Below are 15,657 nucleotides of genomic sequence, written 5' to 3'. Positions count from 1 at the left end.
AACCCCCCGGAACCCTTTTGCCCCGGAGGCCGGCATGGTCGACATCGCCACCCGCGTCTATAACCACCGCTGGAAGATGGACCCGATCGTCCGCTCCCTGATCGACACCGATTTCTACAAGCTGCTGATGTGCCAGTCGGTGTTTCGCAACAAGCCCGACACGCAGGTCACCTTCAGCCTCATCAACCGCAGCAAATCGGTCCGCCTCGCCGAGCTGGTGGACGAGGGCGAACTGCGCGAACAGCTCGACCATATCCGCTCGCTCTCGCTCACGCGCGGCGAATCCACCTGGCTCAGGGGCAACACCTTCTATGGCAAGCGCCAGATGTTCACGCCCGAATTCATGGAATGGTTCGAGGCCCTCCGCCTGCCGCCCTATCATCTCGAAACCCGCGATGGCCAATACGAGCTGACCTTCGAGGGCGCCTGGCCCGAGGTCATGCTCTGGGAAATTCCAGCCCTCGCCGTGCTGATGGAACTGCGCGCCCGCGCCGTGCTGGGCGACATGAAGAAATTCGAGCTTCAGGTGCTCTATGCCCGCGCCATGACCAAGCTCTGGGAAAAGGTCGAACGCCTGCGCCCGCTCGACGGGCTGCGCATCGCCGATTTCGGCACGCGGCGGCGGCATTCCTTCCTCTGGCAGGACTGGTGCGTGCAGGCCATGCGCGAGGGGCTGGGCAAGGGCTTCGTCGGCACCTCCAACTGCCTCATCGCCAAGAACCGCGACCTCGAGGCGATCGGCACCAACGCCCATGAACTGCCCATGATCTACGCCGCACTGGCCCAGGACGACGCCGAACTGGCCGAGGCCCCCTACAAGGTGCTGGCCGACTGGCAGGACGAGCATTCGGGCAACCTGCGCATCATCCTCCCCGACACCTACGGCACCGAAGGCTTCCTGCGGAACGCCCCCGACTGGCTGGCCGGCTGGACAGGGATCCGCATCGATTCAGGCGACCCGGCCACCGGCGCCGAGGTGGCGATCCGCTGGTGGCAGGACCGCGGCGAGGATCCGCGCGAGAAACTGATCATCTTCTCCGACGGGCTTGATGAGGAAAAGATCATCGACCTCCACCGCCAGTTCCACGGCCGCGTCAAACTCAGCTTCGGCTGGGGGACGCTGCTGACCAACGATTTCCGCGGCCTCACGACCGGCGACGCGCTCGCGCCCTTCTCCCTCGTCTGCAAGGCCGTCGCCGCCGAAGGCCGCCCCACCGTCAAACTCTCCGACAACCCGCGCAAGGCCATGGGACCAGAGGACGAGATCGCCCGCTACAAACGTGTGTTCGGGGTAGGGGAGCAGGAAGCGATGGAGGTTGTGGTTTAGGCAGGGGCCGCCTCTCACCAACTGTCACGCGCAGCGCGGGGGCGTAGGCGGCGCACCCCTGCCCCATCACCCCAACCCATCCGCGAACCGAAGCGCCGCCCAGTTCCGCGCCTCATGGACGATCCGCAGGATCACGACGCCCTGTTCCGTTTGCCGATAGAATACCAGGTGCCCCCCTGATTGCATGGATCACACCCCCGGCACGAAACCCGACCGATCACGCCCCGCCTCGGGCGTTTCAACCGCCCGCGCGAAACAGGCGAACAGATTGCCGACATACCTGTCGGCCTGGTCCGGCCCCCATCGTGCGCTGGAATAATCCCAAATCCCGTCCAGATCCGCCTTCGCCTGTCGCGTCAGGCGATACCGTGTCACGTCGGCTTGTCGCGCCTGGACGCAAGGAAGCCTTCAAGCTCGACATCCACCGTTTCACCGGCCCCGGCCTGTCGGTCCGCCTCTTCGAGGCTGGCTTTCAGCCGGTTGAACTCAAGCTCCATTTCCTGCCGCTCCAACATCCGCAACCCCGCGCGCACAACATCACTGGCCGAACTGTAACGGCCACTCTCCACCGCCTTGGTTATGAATTCGTTAAAATGATCGCTCAGCACGACCGAGGTGTTGCGCGCCATGGGCAGTCTCCTTTGCGCGGGAATATACCAATCCTTGGTATCTCGTTCAATCTGCCCATCACACCCTAAGGGCGGACTTCAGCCCGACACCCCGCAACCTCACTCCTCGCCATCCACCTTGCCGCGCAGCGCTTTCACCTCGCCGCGCACCTTCTTGGCCTTGAGCCGCCGTTTCTTCGACCCGAGAGTCGGGCGCGTCGGCACCCGCCGCTTGGGTTTCTCCAGCGCCTTGCGGATCAGCTCGGCCAGCCGCTCGCGGGCGATCTCGCGGTTGCGTGCCTGGCTGCGCGTCTCCTCGACCTGGATCACCAAGGCGCCATCCTTGGTCCATCGCCGTCCCGCGATCCGTCTTAACCGCCGTTTGACAGCATCCGGTAAATGCGGCGAACGCTCCGCCTCGAAACGCAGCTCCACCGCCGTGGACACCTTGTTCACGTTCTGCCCGCCGGGGCCGCTGGCCCGGACGAACTGTTCGGTCAGTTCCCAGTCCTCGATCTCGATCTGGTCGGTGACTTTCATCGCGCTTTTGGCCCTCGATTCCGGGGTTTGTACAGATTATCTGCCCGTTGCCCCGAAAAGGGTACAAAACCAGCGTACAAAACGGACAAATCGTACACAACTCAAAGGGCCGTTCCGATCCCGGAACGGCCCCCTAAAGGCTAGCGGAGGTGGGCCGGTTAGACTCACCAATTCGTGGGGTCATCTCCCCAGGGTCTGCCCTAGGTCGCAACCTCCCGAACTGTCCCGGCACCTCGCTCCAATCCCTTTATAGACACTGGACCACCTCCTTTCGCTTTGTTGAACTCACCTTCAGCGTGACACAGATTTTTTGTTTGTCAAAACAAAATGAAGTGGTCCGCGCGGATTTTTCCGCAGCATATGGTTACTCTGCCTGCAAGACCGCCACGCATTGCGCGGGCAGGTCCTTCATGGTCAGTTCCCGGCGCGGTTTGGGCTTGGGGGCGTTCGGATCGGGCGGCGGCGGGTTCAGGATATTGTCCACCCATTCCTGCGCATCGGCACAGCCATCGCCCGGCGGCGGCGGGTCCTGATTGACGCAACCCCTTGCATTGTCGGGACATTTCAGCCTGACATGGAAATGATAGTGATGCCCGTACCAGGGGCGAACCTTGCGCAGCCAGCTCTTGTCGCCGGTCTCGTCCTTGCACATCCTGACCTTTGCGCCGGGGAAAACGAAGATCCGCGCCGTGCGCGGATCCTGCGCCGCCGCCTTCAGGATCTCATGATGCGCGCGGGTCCAGCTGTCATTGGTGAAGGCCCCCTTCGCCCGCCGCATCGAGATCGACGAGATCGATTCCCGCTCCGCCCGGCTCAGGTTCAACCGTTTGGCCGGAAGCATCCAGATATCCACATCCATCCCGATCTGGTGGCTGGCATGCCCGGTCAGCATCGGCCCGCCCCGCGGCTGGCTCATATCGCCCACGTATAGCCCGCTCCAGCCCGGTTGTGCGGCTGCGGCGCGCGATAGTTTTTCAATGAAATCAATTGTTTCAGGATGCCCCCAGTTGCGGTTCCGGCTAAGGCGCATCGCCTGCCAGGTGGGGCCGCTCTCGGCCAGCTGGGCGCCCCCTGCAAGGCAGCCGTTGGCATAGGTTCCGAAGGGTTCCGCCCCCTGGCGCGAGGACCGGCCCTGCTTGCCGAACAGCTGCTTGGCGTGGACGCCGATCATGGCGGGCGGGATGTTCTGGGTGGACACGACCTGCCGGGTGGCGCCGGTCTGTTGCTGTGCGGGCGGCGCGCTGCACCCGGCAAGAACCAGCCCCGCGGCGATCAGTCTGAGGTAACGGACCATGTTTCCTTGTCCCCTTCCGATTTCACCCAGATTAACAACACAAGGCCGATCAGGAAAAGCCCGATCACCGGAGACACTCCGATGCGCGCACTTCCACTCATGGCCGTCACCGTCCCGATCAGCGCCGGCGCGACAAAGGCCGTGGCGCGCCCCGACAATCCATAAAGCCCGAAACTCTCGGTCGGGGCGGCGGGGTCAGTATGGCGCACCATCAATGATCTGCTGGCCGCCTGAAGCGTGCCGCCGAAACCGCCGATCAGCACGCCACAGCCAAAGAACACCATGTCAGGCAGGCGTGATCCCGCCTCCAGCGAGAGTCCGAAGATCTGGCTGCGATCCATGCCCACCACGGTGACGCACACCGCGATCAGGGCCCAGATGGCGGTGATGATCACCGGCTTGGGGCCAAAGGCGCGGTCCGCCAGCCCGCCGACCCAGCTGAACAGCGCCGCCGAGATTGCCCCGACGATCCCGAATATCCCGACCGAAACGATATTCCAGTTCAACACCAGCACCGCATAGGTGCCGCCAAAGCCGTACAGCCCGTTCAGCGCATCGCGATACATCATCGACGATCCCAGATAGGCCGAAAGGCTCACCCGCTTGCGCAGCGCCTTCACCGACTTGACCAGCAGGCGCACCGCGTCGCCCACGCCCTTGCCCTGCGCGGGCGGGCCGACATCGCGTACCCAGAGGAAATAGGGGATCATGAACAGCGCATACCACAGCGCCACGAAGGGGCCGACGAAGCGCGTGCCCTCCTTCTGCGCGGCGTCAAAGCCAAAGGCCGGATCCAGCCCGATCAGCGTCTTGCCCGAGGGCTGCTCGACTAACAGAAGCAGCATGATCGCCAGCGACAGGACGCCCCCGGCATAGCCGAATGCAAAGCCCGAACCCGACAGCGCGCCGACCTCCTCGTCCGACCCCAGCGACGGCAATTGCGAGTTGATGAAGATCAGCGCGTATTCCGCCCCGATGAAGCCGATCCCGAAAGCGGTAAGCGCCCACCACATGTTCGACCCGTCCGGCAGCGTCCACCAAAGCCCCGTGGCTCCGATCACGTAAAGCCCCGAGAATGCGACGATCCAGGGCAGGCGCCGACCGGTGGTATCCGCAAGCGCCCCCATCATCGGTGCGCCAAGCCCGATCACCAGCCCCGTTATCGTCAGGCAAAGCGACCAGAGACTTTGCGCGCGGGCATCCGCGATGTTCTCGCTCAGCCCCGTATTCATGAAATACTCGGCCGCTGTCGCGGCAAAGAACGGTCCGAAGATGAAGGTCACAAGCAGGGTGTGATAAGGCTGGCTGGCCCAATCGAAAAAGAACCACCCCCAGATACGCTTACGCTGTGAAATGCCCGGCATACTCAACCCTCGTTGGTGCCGATATGACAGGCTGGCGCGCGGGCTTGCAAGCTATTCCTGCATCGGCGGCCAGGGCCGCGTGTTGTCCGCCTCGATCCAGGCGCGCACCCAGTCCGGCACTTCGGGACAGGCGGCCTCCTGACCGGTTTCGGCCATGACGTCCTGCGGTGGAACGATCCCGTCACGACCGGTCACGGCGGTGCGCAGCAGGATGTGGTTCGCGCATTCCCCCGAGGCTTTCCACATGGATTGCTCGATATAGATGAACTTGTCGTCCCACCAAACGGCGCGCGATCGCATGTCGATCGTCTCGAACGCGCGGATGCGGCGCCGGTAACGCACCGATCCGCCCGCCACCACCAGCCCCCAGGCCTTGCGTCTGAGCGCCGGGATCAGCCCGACGCGTTGCGCGAGTGGAATGCGCCCCAGATCGAACAGCGTCAGGGTGCGCCCGTTGTTCAGCTCCATCCACAGGTCGATATCCCAGGGCATGCAGATATGGCGCGACTCGTGGGTGCCGGTCAGCGGAAGCGGCGGGTCGTTGCGATGTTTGAACATCTGCCAGACCATGCGCAGAAACGGATACATGAAAGCTCTCCTTGCTGATCGGGGTTTTCATCGTCACGGGCGGCGGCGTCAACCGCAACCCCGCGTCAGACTTGCGCTTTCGGGCGGGCGCGCTTACGTCTTGGGCGTTTCGTGACGAAGGGCAAGCCGATGCAATCCATTTTCCAGATCCTGATGCTGATCCTCGACGTGCTGTGGTTCTTCATCATCGCGCATGTGATCATGAGCTGGCTGATCAATTTCCAGGTGCTCAACCTGCATCAGGAATTCGTGGCGCGCATCTGGGACATGCTTAACCGCCTGCTCGAGCCCCTCTACCGGCCCATCCGGCGCATCCTGCCGCCTATGTCGGGGATCGACCTTGCGCCGCTGGTCGCGCTGATCGCGGTCTATGCCCTGCGCATCATCCTGACGAACAACATGATGGCGTTTTACTGACAGAACCCTTGTTCCCCGAATCCGACTGTGAAAAAGTCCTGCCCAGAGCAGATTGACAAGAATTGCAGGACTTAAATGCCAGGCGCTGCCACGCTTTTGCGCGACGTGTTCGGATTCGATGCCTTCCGCCCCGGGCAGGAAGACATCGTGACGGCCGTGGCGCGCGGTGAAAACGTGCTGGCGATCATGCCCACGGGCGGCGGCAAATCTCTGTGTTTCCAGCTTCCGGCGCTTTTGCGCGACGGTGTGACCGTGGTGATATCGCCGCTGATCGCGCTGATGCGCGACCAGGTGCGCGCCCTGCGCGAGGCCGGGGTCGAGGCCGGCGCGCTCACCTCGGGCAATACCGAAGAGGAAACCGCCGCGGTCTGGGAGGCGCTGGAGGCAGGCCGGCTCAAGCTGCTCTACATCGCGCCCGAACGCCTGGCCGCCGGGTCCGCGATGGGGATGCTCCGCCGGATCGGCGTCAGCCTCATTGCTGTGGACGAGGCGCATTGCGTCAGCCAATGGGGCCATGATTTCCGCCCCGATTACCTCAGGATCGGCGAGTTGCGCCGCGCGCTCGATGTGCCGCTGGCGGCCTTCACCGCCACTGCCGATGCCGAAACCCAGGTCGAGATCGTCGAAAAGCTGTTCGATGGCCAGCCGCCCCAGAGCTTCCTGCGCGGGTTCGACCGCCCCAACATCCACCTTGCCTTCGCGCCCAAGGACAGCCCCCGCAAGCAGATCATGGATTTCGCCGCCGCCCGCAAGGGCCAGTCCGGCATTGTCTATTGCGGCACCCGCGCGCGCACCGAAAGCCTTGCAACCGCACTGCGCCAATCCGGCCACAACGCCTGCCACTATCACGGCGGGATGGAGCCGCAGGACAGGCGCGACGTGGAAACCCGGTTCAACACCGATGACGGGCTGATCGTGGTTGCTACGGTTGCCTTCGGTATGGGCGTGGACAAGCCCGATATCCGCTGGGTGGCCCATGCCGACCTGCCCAAATCGATCGAGGCTTATTACCAGGAAATCGGCCGCGCCGGGCGCGATGGCGCACCGGCCGAAACCCTGACGCTGTTCGGCCCCGACGATATCCGCCTGCGCCGCGCCCAGATCGACGAGGGGCTGGCGCCCCCCGAACGCCGTATGGCCGATCATGGCCGCCTCAACGCGCTTCTGGGTCTGGCCGAGGCGCTGGAATGCCGCCGCGCCACGTTGCTGCGCTATTTCGGCGAAACAGCCACGCCCTGTGGCAATTGCGATCTGTGTGACACCCCGCCCGAAACCTTCGACGGCACGCTGGCGGTGCGCAAGGCGCTTTCGGCGATCCTGCGCACCGAGGAACGTTTCGGCGCCGGGCACCTGATCGACATCCTGACCGGCAACGAGACCGACAAGGTGCGTGACCGGGGCCATGATTCACTGCCCACCTTCGGGGTCGGGCGCGATCTGGACCGGCGCACATGGCAGGGCGTGTTCCGCCAGATGATGGGCCATGATCTCGTGCGCCCCGACCCAGAACGCCACGGCGCGCTGCGGATGACCGACCGCGCCCGCCCGATCCTGCGTGACGAAGACTCCATCACCTTGCGCCGCGACACGCTGGTGTCGAAATCGCAGCGCCCTGCCGCCAAGGCGCTTGTCTCGGACGAGGACGCGCCGCTTCTTTCGGCGCTCAAGGCCAAGCGCCGCGCTTTGGCCGAGGCCGCCAAGGTGCCCGCCTACGTGGTCTTCAACGACCGCACTCTGATCGAGATGGCCGAAACCCGCCCCGCCAGCCTTGACGAGATGGCCCGCATCAGCGGCGTGGGCGCCAAGAAGCTCGAACGCTATGGCGATGCCTTCCTCACGGTCATCAATGGCGAGGCCGCCGCCATGCACCCGACCCGCCGCAAGCTGGCAGGTCGCGCCGCGGGCTCGCTCTATGATCGCCTGCTGGAAGTGCAGGCCGATCTGTCGCGTGGCGAGGCGGGCATCGACAAGCCGCTCAGCTGCTCGGCCTCGGTGCTGGCGCGTGTCGCCTCCTCGCGCCCAAGCGATCTCGAAGGGCTGGCCCGCATCCTTGGAGAACGGCGCGCCGAACGTTTCGGCCCCGCCTTTCTGGACGTTCTCCACGGGGCGGACTAAATCAGCCCCGAACCGAAACACAGGAAACCCCAACATGCTGGTCGTCGTCTCGCCTGCCAAGAAGATGAACACCGATCCCGTTCCGGGGATCGAACCCACGCGCCCCGCCTTTCAGGCGCAGGCCGATGAACTGGCCGAGGTGGCGCAAGGGCTATCGGTCGATGACCTGCGAAAGCTGATGAAGATCAGCGAGAACCTCGCCCGTCTCAACCGTGACAGGTTCTGCGGCTTTGAGGACCTGCCCGAGAAACCCGCCGCTCTGACCTTTGCGGGCGACACCTATCTGGGGCTCGAGGCCTCCTCGCTCGATGCCGATGAACTTGCCTGGGCGCAGGATCATTTCCGCATCCTGTCGGGCCTCTACGGCATTCTTCGCCCGCTTGACGCGATCCGCCCCTACCGGCTGGAAATGGGCAGCCGCCTGAAAACCGAAAAGGGCAGGACGCTCTATGATTACTGGGGCGACAGGATTGCCGGGGCGCTCAATGAACAGGCCCAAGCGGTGCGCTCGGACGTGCTCGTGAACTGCGCCAGCCAGGAATATTTCGGCGCCGTCGATCTGGATGCGCTGAAGCTGCGCGTGATCACCCCGGTCTTCATGGAGGAAAAACCGGGCGGCCCCAAGATCGTCAGCTTCTATGCCAAGCGCGCCCGCGGCGCGATGGCCCGCTTCATCATCCAGCACCGCCTGACGGACCCCGAGGCGCTTTGCGATTTCGACACTGGCGGTTATCGCTACGTCGCCGCCATGTCCTCACCCGCAAGGCCGGTATTCCTGCGCGCCCCGTCGGATTGATCCGGCATCTCGGGCGGGCGTGCCGCCTTCGGGCGCGCCTCGCGGATCTGGCCCAGGATCGCTTCCTTGCGCAGCGGCTTCGTCAGGTAATGATCGAGTCCGGCACCGATGATCCCGGCCTCGTCCCCGTCCATCGCATGCGCCGTCATCGCCACGATGGGCACATGCCCGCCGCCACGTTCCTCGATGGCGCGGATATGCGCGGTTGCCTCCTTGCCGTCCATCCCCGGCATCGAGATGTCCATGAAAACGATATCGGGCCGGAACGACTGGAAAAGCGCCACCGCCTGCGCCCCGTCCTCGGCGAATTCCAGCTCGATATCCAGCGCCTGCACCATCTTTGAAAAGACCAGTCGGTTGGTGCGGTTGTCCTCGGCAGCCAGCACCCGCATCGCGCGCGACGCTTCGGCCTCCTCCGCCACCTCGGGTGCCACCGATTGCAGCGCCGCCAACAGGTCCGGGCGCGAAACCGGTTTTTGCACCACGGCCTGCACGAACCGCCGCGCGGGGTCCTGCTCGGCGCTGCCGATGGATGCGCTCAGCACGATGACCGGCATGTCGTGACCGCCCTCGCGCAGCGCCTCGGCCAGTTCCATCCCGTCCATCTCCCGCATGTGATGATCGCTCAGCACCAGGTCGACCTCTTCCAGCCGCTCCAGCGCCGCTGCGGCACTGGCGCAGGCGACCGTCTCAAGCCCGAGCACCCCAAGCTGCTTTTCCAGAACTGCCCGGCTGGTCTCGTTCGGCTCCACGATCAGCACCCGCCTGATTCCCGGCGGGACGCGCAGCAATTCGGTATCGAGCGGCGTCTCGACGGGCAGGGTCAGCGCGATACCAAAGCTCGATCCGCACCCCTCGGTCGATTCCACCCAGATATCGCCGCCCATCAACGCCACCAGCTTCTTCGAGATCGAAAGACCCAGCCCCGTGCCCTCGAACTTGCGGTTCTGGGCATCCTCGACCTGGTTGAATTCGCCGAATATGTGCTGGACCTTGTCGGGCGCGATCCCGATGCCGGTATCCTCGACCGTGATGTGCAGCTTCGCCTGTCCGTCCGCCTCGAAGGGCATGCCGACCACCCGGACCAGAACATGACCCTCGCTGGTGAACTTCATCGCGTTGCCCATGAGGTTGGTCAGCACCTGCCGGATACGCCCCGGATCGCCGGTAAAGCGCGAGGGCAGGAACATGTCGTAATCCACCAGCAGGTCCAGCCCCTTGCTTCGCGCATTGGCCTGCATCAGCATCACCAGTTCCAGCACCGCGCGTTCCAGGTCGAACGCTTCCTGGTGCAGAACCAGCTTGCCGGCCTCGATCTTGGAGTAATCCAGCACATCGTTGATGATCACCAACAGCGCTTCGCCCGAATTGCGGATCGTGTCGGCGTAAAGCCGTTGTTCCGCCGTCAGTCCGGTTTCCATCAGCAGTTCGGCCATGCCCACCACGCCATTCATCGGCGTGCGGATCTCATGGCTCATATTCGCCAGGAACGAGGATTTCGCCCGGCTCGAATCCTCGGCCCTGCGCCGTGCTTCCTTCAGTTCCTTTTCGTAGCGGATCGTGTCGGTGATGTTCAGCGCCAGGTTCACCACGTCGCCATCCTGCCCGCGCTCGTCGATCAGCTTGATATAGGCGCCGTTCCACAAGCGGATCACCTCGGGCGCGGGGTCGTTGCCTTGCCAGCGGTCCAGCATCCTTTCGCGCCACTCTGCCGGGTCGGTCTTGCCGATATCGACAATACCTTCCTCGGTCAGGATCTGAAGGATCTCGACATAGCGGATGCCGGGGCGCACCGCCTCGAGACCGTCGAACACCGACAGCCAGGCGTGGTTGGCCGCGATCAGCAGGCTTTCGGCATCGAACACGGCGAACCCGTCCTGGAACGCCTGGATCGAATGCCACAGACGGCGCTCGGCGATCTCGACCTTCTGGTTGGCGGCGGTCAGGTCGGATTTCACGCGGCGGTTCTCGTCGCGCACGGTTTCGACCTCTGCACGGGTCGAGACGATCTCGTCCGAAAGCCGCATCGCATGCTTGCCAAGTTTGCGGTTGGCGGCCTGGAGCTCGGCCTGCTTCTGCTCCAGAAGCCGCTGCGCCGCCAGCCGCGCGCGGCGCTCTTCCGCCAGTTTGTTGGCAAGGCTCATGCCTTATCTCCGTCAACCCTGTCACCCGAGAACAGGCAGAGCATCTGCCACTATGGTGAAAATCCTGTTAAATCGCGCCCTCCGCGCGGGCTTGATGCCGCCCCCTCTCGCGGCCTAACCTGTGGTGCAACCAATCATTCGCAGGAGGCGCGCAAGCAATGACAGGTCAGCAGGTGGCCACCGCCCATTGGCGCGCGCTCGATGGCGAGGGCGAGGACAAATGCACCCTCTCGCAGACCGATCACGGCTGGGTTCTTCTGGGCCATGCGCGGTTTCGCGATGAATCCGGCTTTGCGGCTCTCGATTACATCCTGCGCTGCGATCGCGGCTGGCAGACCCAGAGCGCCGATATCGCCGGGGTCCATGAAGGTCGCGAAATCCGCATTCAGCTGGAATGCGACAAGGGCCACTGGCTCATGAACGGCGAAGCCCAGCCCCAGGTAGGGCAGGCCTGGGACCTCGACCTGTCCTTTACTCCGGCCACGAACCTCATGCCCCTGCGGCGCCTCGCCGAGCAAAGCGCGCCCAGCCTGACGACCCGCGCCGCATGGCTGCTCTATCCCGGAACCCGGCTCGAACCGCTCGATCAGACCTATTCCGCGGGCGGCACGCTGGCGCATGTGCTCTACCAGGCAGAGCAGACCGGCAGTTCATTCCACCTCGATGTGGACTCATCGGGCTTTGTCACGCTCTATCCCGGCCTTTGGGAAGGCACGGTCGAACCCGCCTGAACCGGCCCTCAGATCCGCTCCAGCGCCAGCGCGATCCCCTGACCGCCGCCAATGCACATGGTCACAAGCGCCCGCTTGCCGCCGATGCGCTCAAGCTCGTAAAGCGCCTTGATGGTGATGATCGCGCCGGTCGCGCCGACCGGATGGCCAAGCGCGATGGCACCGCCATTGGGATTGACCCGCGCGCCATCGAGACCAAGCGCCTTGTTCACCGCCAATGCCTGCGCCGCGAAAGCCTCGTTCGATTCGATCACGTCGAAATCCCCGGCGCTCAGTCCGGTGCGTTCCAGTAGCTTCTCGACCGCAGGCACGGGGCCGATGCCCATTACCTCAGGGCGCACGCCGGCCGTGGCATAACCCAGGATTCGCGCGCGCGGTTTCAACCCGGAGGCCTCGGCCGCCTCGGCGCGGGCCAGCACCATCGCCGCCGCGCCGTCATTGATGCCGCTGGCATTGCCCGCCGTGACCGTGCCGTCCTTCTGAAAGGCGGGACGCAGCCCGGCCAGAGCCTCGGCGGTGGTCGACTTGGGGTGTTCGTCGGTGTCAAAAGCGACGGTGTCGCGCTTCACGCGCACCTCGATCGGGACGATCTGGTCCTTGAAATGACCCGCCTCGATAGCCGCCGCCGCGCGCGTCTGGCTTTCCAGCGCAAACGCGTCCTGCGCCGCGCGGTCGATGTCATGCTCGGCGGCGACATTCTCGGCGGTGACGCCCATATGCCCGGTGCCGAACGGACAGTTGAGCGCGCCCAGCATCATGTCGAGCGTGCGCACATCGCCCATCTTGGCGCCCCAGCGTTGGTCGGGGACGATGAAAGGCGATCGGCTCATGTTCTCGGCGCCCCCCGCCAGTGCGAAATCCGCATCACCCAGCATCAGCGACTGCGCCGCCGAGACGATGGCCTGCGCGCCTGACCCGCACAGCCGGTTCACGTTCATCGCCGGTGTCGTGTCGGGGATGCCCGCGTCGATGGCGGCGACCCGGCTCAGATACATGTCTTTGGGCTCGGTGTTGATCACATGGCCAAAGACCACATGGCCGATCTGGTCCGGCTCGACGCCCGCGCGCTCCATTGCCGCGCGGACCACGGTTGCGCCCAATTGGCTGGGCGGGGTGCCCGCCAGCGATCCGCCGAATGTGCCTATCGCGCTGCGCGCACCATCCAGAATCACGATCTCGGTCATGGTGTCGTCCCTGCTGTGATGAAATCCTGTCCCGACCCTATCGGTGCGGGCGCGCGAATGGCAACCGGGACGTCCCGTCAGACCTCGGGATTGGCGGGCAGGCGCATCCGCCCGCCGCCGCTCAGAAGGCAGCATTCGCGCCCCTCGAACACCGCCGGAAACAAAGGGCGGCCCCACCCGGCACCGCCGTCAAGATTGACACGGTTGCCGTAGTGATGCGGGAAATCCAGCGCGGTGTGACCGTGCACCACCAGCCACGGGTGGCGCTCTGGCCAGCTCAGAAAGGGCTCGCGGATCCACATCAGGTCCTCGGTGCTCTGCTTGGCCAGCGGCACGCCGGGGCGGATGCCCGCATGCACGAACAACAACCCGCCCGACTCATGCCAGAGCGGCAGCCCGGCGATGAACTCGCGATGCGCCCTTGGCACCGCCGCGCAGGCATCCTCTAGAATGTCGGCGATCTTGCGCTCCGCGGTCGCGACACCATAGCTCGCCATCGTTGCATCGCCGCCCAGCCGCGGGTCGAACCACGGCAGTCCGGGATGACCCTTGCTGGCATGGGCATCCCCCTGATCGAGAAACCGGCTCACGTAATCATCGTGATTGCCCTTGAGCACGATCCAGTCCCGGCCCTGCGCGATCCCTTCGATGATGATGTCGATCACACCCCGGCTGTCGGGCCCGCGATCCACCAGGTCGCCCAGGAACACCACCTTCGCTCCCGCGCCGCCATCGGCGTCGATACGGGTCAGGGCCTCTTCCAGCATGGCCCTCTGACCGTGAATGTCTCCGATGACGTAAACCGCTGCGTTCATCGGTCGAGCATCGCGCAGCCACTGCCGGGTTGCAAAGGAAAAACGGCCCGGACCAAGCGGGCCGGGCCGTCTTCAATCGGGTTCCGAAAGGCCTCAGCCCACGTCGAATTCCAGCGGGCGTACCTGTTGGAACTTGCCGGTATCTTCCAGCGTCTTGATGATCGTCGCGTCAATCGGCGCATCGACATACAGCAGCGCGATCGCCTCGCCGCCCGCATTCGAGCGCCCAAGCGTGAAGTTCGCGATGTTCACGCCGCGCTCGCCCATCAACTGGCCAAGCGTGCCGATGATCCCCGGCTCGTCGCGGTTGGTGGTATAAAGCATATGCGCCCCGATCTCGGCATCGATGTTGATGCCCTTGATCTGGATGAAGCGCGGCTTGCCGTCGCTGAACACCGTGCCACCGATCGAGCGCTCGCGCTTGTCGGTCACGACCGTGAGCTTGATATAGCCCTCGAAGGCGCCCGACTTGTCCTGCTTGGTGGTGCTGATCTTGACGCCGCGCTCCTTGGCGACGACCGGGGCCGACACCATGTTCACGTCCGGGTTGACCGATTTCATGATCCCGGCAATGGCGGAACAGGTCAGCGCCTCAAGGTTCATCTCCGAAACGACACCGTCATAAAGGATGTTGATCGCCTTGATCGGCTCGTCCGTCATCTGACCGATGAAATTGCCCAGATGATCTGAAAGCTTGATCCAGGGGCCCATCACCTTGGCCTCTTCGGCGGTGACCGAGGGCATGTTGAGGGCATTGGTCACGGCGCCGGTCAGCAGGTAATCCGACATCTGCTCGGCCACCTGCAGCGCGACGTTCTCCTGCGCCTCCGTGGTGGCCGCGCCCAGATGCGGGGTGCAGACCACGTTGGGCAAGCCGAAAAGCGGGTTCTCGGTGGCGGGTTCCACGGCGAAGACGTCGAAACCGGCCCCGGCCACATGGCCGGATTTCAGCAGATCGGCCAGCGCCTCTTCATCGACCAGTCCGCCACGTGCGCAGTTGATGATCCGCACGCCCTTCTTGGTCTTTTCAAGGTTCTCACGGCTCAGGATGTTGCGGGTCTGATCGGTCAGCGGCACATGCAGCGTGATGAAATCGGCGCGCGCCAGCAGTTCGTCCAGCTCCACCTTTTCCACGCCCATCTTGTCGGCCTTCTCCTGCCCGAGGAAGGGATCATAGGCCACGACCTTCATCTTGAGACCGCGCGCGCGATCACAGACGATGCCGCCGATATTGCCCGCACCGATCACGCCCAGGGTCTTGCCGGTCAGCTCGGTGCCCATGAACTTGGATTTCTCCCACTTGCCGGCCTGAGTCGAGACGCTGGCCTCGGGGATCTGGCGCGCCACGGCGAACATCATCGCGATGGCATGTTCTGCGGTGGTGATCATGTTGCCGAAAGGCGTGTTCATCACGATCACGCCCTTCTTGCTGGCCGCGTCCTTGTCCACGTTGTCGGTGCCGATCCCGGCGCGGCCCACCACCTTGAGATTGGTCGCAGCCTCGAGGATGGTCGGCGTGACCTTGGTGGCCGAGCGGATGGCAAGGCCGTCATACTGGCCGATCACCTCGGCCAGCTTTTCCTTGTCCTTGCCCAGATCGGGCATGAAATCCACGTCGATGCCACGGTCACGAAAGATCTGGACGGCGGTTTCGGAGAGTTTGTCGGAGACGAGTACCTTGGGAGCCATTTTCCTGGTCCTTTGAAAATTTGGGAGGGGGGTGGCGCGCGGAAC

Annotated in this window: 15 protein-coding genes; 5 read left to right on the top strand and 10 right to left on the bottom strand. The window is 64.3% G+C overall.

The window, feature by feature from the left end; translation table 11 throughout:
- Positions 1-34 precede the first annotated feature (34 nt).
- Complete coding sequence (gene pncB, locus ROH8110_RS09420; RefSeq protein WP_085817492.1) at positions 35-1,327, top strand: nicotinate phosphoribosyltransferase; 1,293 nt, start codon at positions 35-37, stop codon at positions 1,325-1,327.
- A 189-nt stretch (positions 1,328-1,516) separates the two neighbouring features.
- Here the strand turns inward: pncB and ROH8110_RS19000 are convergent, their stop codons facing one another.
- The 6 genes from ROH8110_RS19000 to ROH8110_RS09390 form a co-directional block, all read right to left on the bottom strand.
- Positions 1,517-1,702, bottom strand: coding sequence for a type II toxin-antitoxin system RelE/ParE family toxin (locus ROH8110_RS19000; protein ID WP_085817491.1), 186 nt, complete (start codon positions 1,700-1,702; stop codon positions 1,517-1,519).
- Positions 1,699-1,956 (bottom strand): type II toxin-antitoxin system ParD family antitoxin, encoded by a 258-nt coding sequence (locus ROH8110_RS09410; RefSeq protein WP_085817490.1) that lies wholly within the window; start codon positions 1,954-1,956, stop codon positions 1,699-1,701. Before ROH8110_RS09410 ends, ROH8110_RS19000 begins: the two co-directional genes overlap by 4 nt.
- Positions 1,957-2,055: 99 nt before the next feature.
- Complete coding sequence (arfB, locus tag ROH8110_RS09405) at positions 2,056-2,475, bottom strand: alternative ribosome rescue aminoacyl-tRNA hydrolase ArfB (RefSeq protein ID WP_085817489.1); 420 nt, start codon at positions 2,473-2,475, stop codon at positions 2,056-2,058.
- A gap of 364 nt (positions 2,476-2,839) precedes the next feature.
- Entirely contained in the window at positions 2,840-3,769 is a 930-nt protein-coding gene (gene mepA, locus ROH8110_RS09400) for a penicillin-insensitive murein endopeptidase (RefSeq protein ID WP_085817488.1), read from the bottom strand.
- Complete coding sequence (locus ROH8110_RS09395; RefSeq protein ID WP_085817487.1) at positions 3,748-5,133, bottom strand: MFS transporter; 1,386 nt, start codon at positions 5,131-5,133, stop codon at positions 3,748-3,750. Before ROH8110_RS09395 ends, mepA begins: the two co-directional genes overlap by 22 nt.
- A gap of 51 nt (positions 5,134-5,184) precedes the next feature.
- Positions 5,185-5,721 carry an acyl-CoA thioesterase gene (locus ROH8110_RS09390; RefSeq protein ID WP_085817486.1) on the bottom strand — a complete coding sequence of 179 codons (537 nt, stop codon included), beginning with the start codon at positions 5,719-5,721 and terminating at the stop codon, positions 5,185-5,187.
- A 129-nt stretch (positions 5,722-5,850) separates the two neighbouring features.
- Here ROH8110_RS09390 and ROH8110_RS09385 point away from each other — a divergent pair, with 129 nt between their 5' ends.
- From ROH8110_RS09385 to yaaA, 3 genes are all read left to right on the top strand, one after another.
- Complete coding sequence (locus ROH8110_RS09385) at positions 5,851-6,138, top strand: YggT family protein (protein WP_085817829.1); 288 nt, start codon at positions 5,851-5,853, stop codon at positions 6,136-6,138.
- 75 nt (positions 6,139-6,213) lie between these two features.
- Positions 6,214-8,253: a DNA helicase RecQ gene (recQ, locus tag ROH8110_RS09380; RefSeq protein ID WP_085817485.1), complete on the top strand. Its 2,040-nt coding sequence runs from the start codon at positions 6,214-6,216 to the stop codon at positions 8,251-8,253.
- 34 nt (positions 8,254-8,287) lie between these two features.
- A complete protein-coding gene (gene yaaA / locus ROH8110_RS09375) occupies positions 8,288-9,049 on the top strand; it encodes a peroxide stress protein YaaA (protein ID WP_085817484.1) in 762 nt (253 codons plus the stop codon).
- On the opposite strand, the gene ROH8110_RS09370 is transcribed toward yaaA, so the two are convergent.
- On the bottom strand, positions 8,989-11,193 hold the full coding sequence (locus tag ROH8110_RS09370) for a response regulator (RefSeq protein WP_085817483.1): 2,205 nt from the start codon (positions 11,191-11,193) through the stop codon (positions 8,989-8,991). The genes yaaA and ROH8110_RS09370 overlap by 61 nt on opposite strands.
- Positions 11,194-11,351: 158 nt before the next feature.
- Between ROH8110_RS09370 and ROH8110_RS09365 the strand changes: the two genes are divergently transcribed.
- On the top strand, positions 11,352-11,924 hold the full coding sequence (locus ROH8110_RS09365; protein ID WP_085817482.1) for a putative glycolipid-binding domain-containing protein: 573 nt from the start codon (positions 11,352-11,354) through the stop codon (positions 11,922-11,924).
- Between the two features lie 8 nt (positions 11,925-11,932).
- Here ROH8110_RS09365 and ROH8110_RS09360 read toward each other — a convergent pair whose 3' ends face one another.
- From ROH8110_RS09360 to serA, 3 genes are all read right to left on the bottom strand, one after another.
- Complete coding sequence (locus tag ROH8110_RS09360) at positions 11,933-13,108, bottom strand: acetyl-CoA C-acyltransferase family protein (protein ID WP_085817481.1); 1,176 nt, start codon at positions 13,106-13,108, stop codon at positions 11,933-11,935.
- Between the two features lie 77 nt (positions 13,109-13,185).
- The gene (locus ROH8110_RS09355; protein WP_085817480.1) at positions 13,186-13,923 is read right to left on the bottom strand and encodes a metallophosphoesterase; all 738 of its coding nucleotides are present in this window, start codon (positions 13,921-13,923) and stop codon (positions 13,186-13,188) included.
- 93 nt (positions 13,924-14,016) lie between these two features.
- Positions 14,017-15,612 carry a phosphoglycerate dehydrogenase gene (gene serA, locus ROH8110_RS09350; RefSeq protein WP_085817479.1) on the bottom strand — a complete coding sequence of 532 codons (1,596 nt, stop codon included), beginning with the start codon at positions 15,610-15,612 and terminating at the stop codon, positions 14,017-14,019.
- Positions 15,613-15,657 lie beyond the last annotated feature (45 nt).

The organism is Roseovarius halotolerans (genome assembly GCF_900172255.1).
In the GTDB taxonomy this organism is placed as follows: Bacteria; Pseudomonadota; Alphaproteobacteria; order Rhodobacterales; family Rhodobacteraceae; genus Roseovarius; species Roseovarius halotolerans.
The sequence above is the reverse complement of the archived record's forward strand: the minus strand, read 5'-3'. Positions and strand labels throughout refer to the sequence as shown.

Excerpts from the sequence above, each read along its gene's own strand:
- ROH8110_RS09370 (WP_085817483.1), bottom strand. The coding sequence starts at position 11,193 with ATGAGCCTTGCCAACAAACTGGCGGAAGAGCGCCGCGCGCGGCTGGCG.
- yaaA (WP_085817484.1), top strand. The coding sequence starts at position 8,288 with ATGCTGGTCGTCGTCTCGCCTGCCAAGAAGATGAACACCGATCCCGTT.
- ROH8110_RS09390 (WP_085817486.1), bottom strand. The coding sequence starts at position 5,721 with ATGTATCCGTTTCTGCGCATGGTCTGGCAGATGTTCAAACATCGCAAC.
- ROH8110_RS09410 (WP_085817490.1), bottom strand. The coding sequence starts at position 1,956 with ATGGCGCGCAACACCTCGGTCGTGCTGAGCGATCATTTTAACGAATTC.
- mepA (WP_085817488.1), bottom strand. The coding sequence starts at position 3,769 with ATGGTCCGTTACCTCAGACTGATCGCCGCGGGGCTGGTTCTTGCCGGG.
- recQ (WP_085817485.1), top strand. The coding sequence starts at position 6,214 with ATGCCAGGCGCTGCCACGCTTTTGCGCGACGTGTTCGGATTCGATGCC.
- ROH8110_RS09395 (WP_085817487.1), bottom strand. The coding sequence starts at position 5,133 with ATGCCGGGCATTTCACAGCGTAAGCGTATCTGGGGGTGGTTCTTTTTC.
- serA (WP_085817479.1), bottom strand. The coding sequence starts at position 15,612 with ATGGCTCCCAAGGTACTCGTCTCCGACAAACTCTCCGAAACCGCCGTC.
- ROH8110_RS09355 (WP_085817480.1), bottom strand. The coding sequence starts at position 13,923 with ATGAACGCAGCGGTTTACGTCATCGGAGACATTCACGGTCAGAGGGCC.
- ROH8110_RS09385 (WP_085817829.1), top strand. The coding sequence starts at position 5,851 with ATGCAATCCATTTTCCAGATCCTGATGCTGATCCTCGACGTGCTGTGG.
- ROH8110_RS09360 (WP_085817481.1), bottom strand. The coding sequence starts at position 13,108 with ATGACCGAGATCGTGATTCTGGATGGTGCGCGCAGCGCGATAGGCACA.
- ROH8110_RS09365 (WP_085817482.1), top strand. The coding sequence starts at position 11,352 with ATGACAGGTCAGCAGGTGGCCACCGCCCATTGGCGCGCGCTCGATGGC.
- arfB (WP_085817489.1), bottom strand. The coding sequence starts at position 2,475 with ATGAAAGTCACCGACCAGATCGAGATCGAGGACTGGGAACTGACCGAA.
- pncB (WP_085817492.1), top strand. The coding sequence starts at position 35 with ATGGTCGACATCGCCACCCGCGTCTATAACCACCGCTGGAAGATGGAC.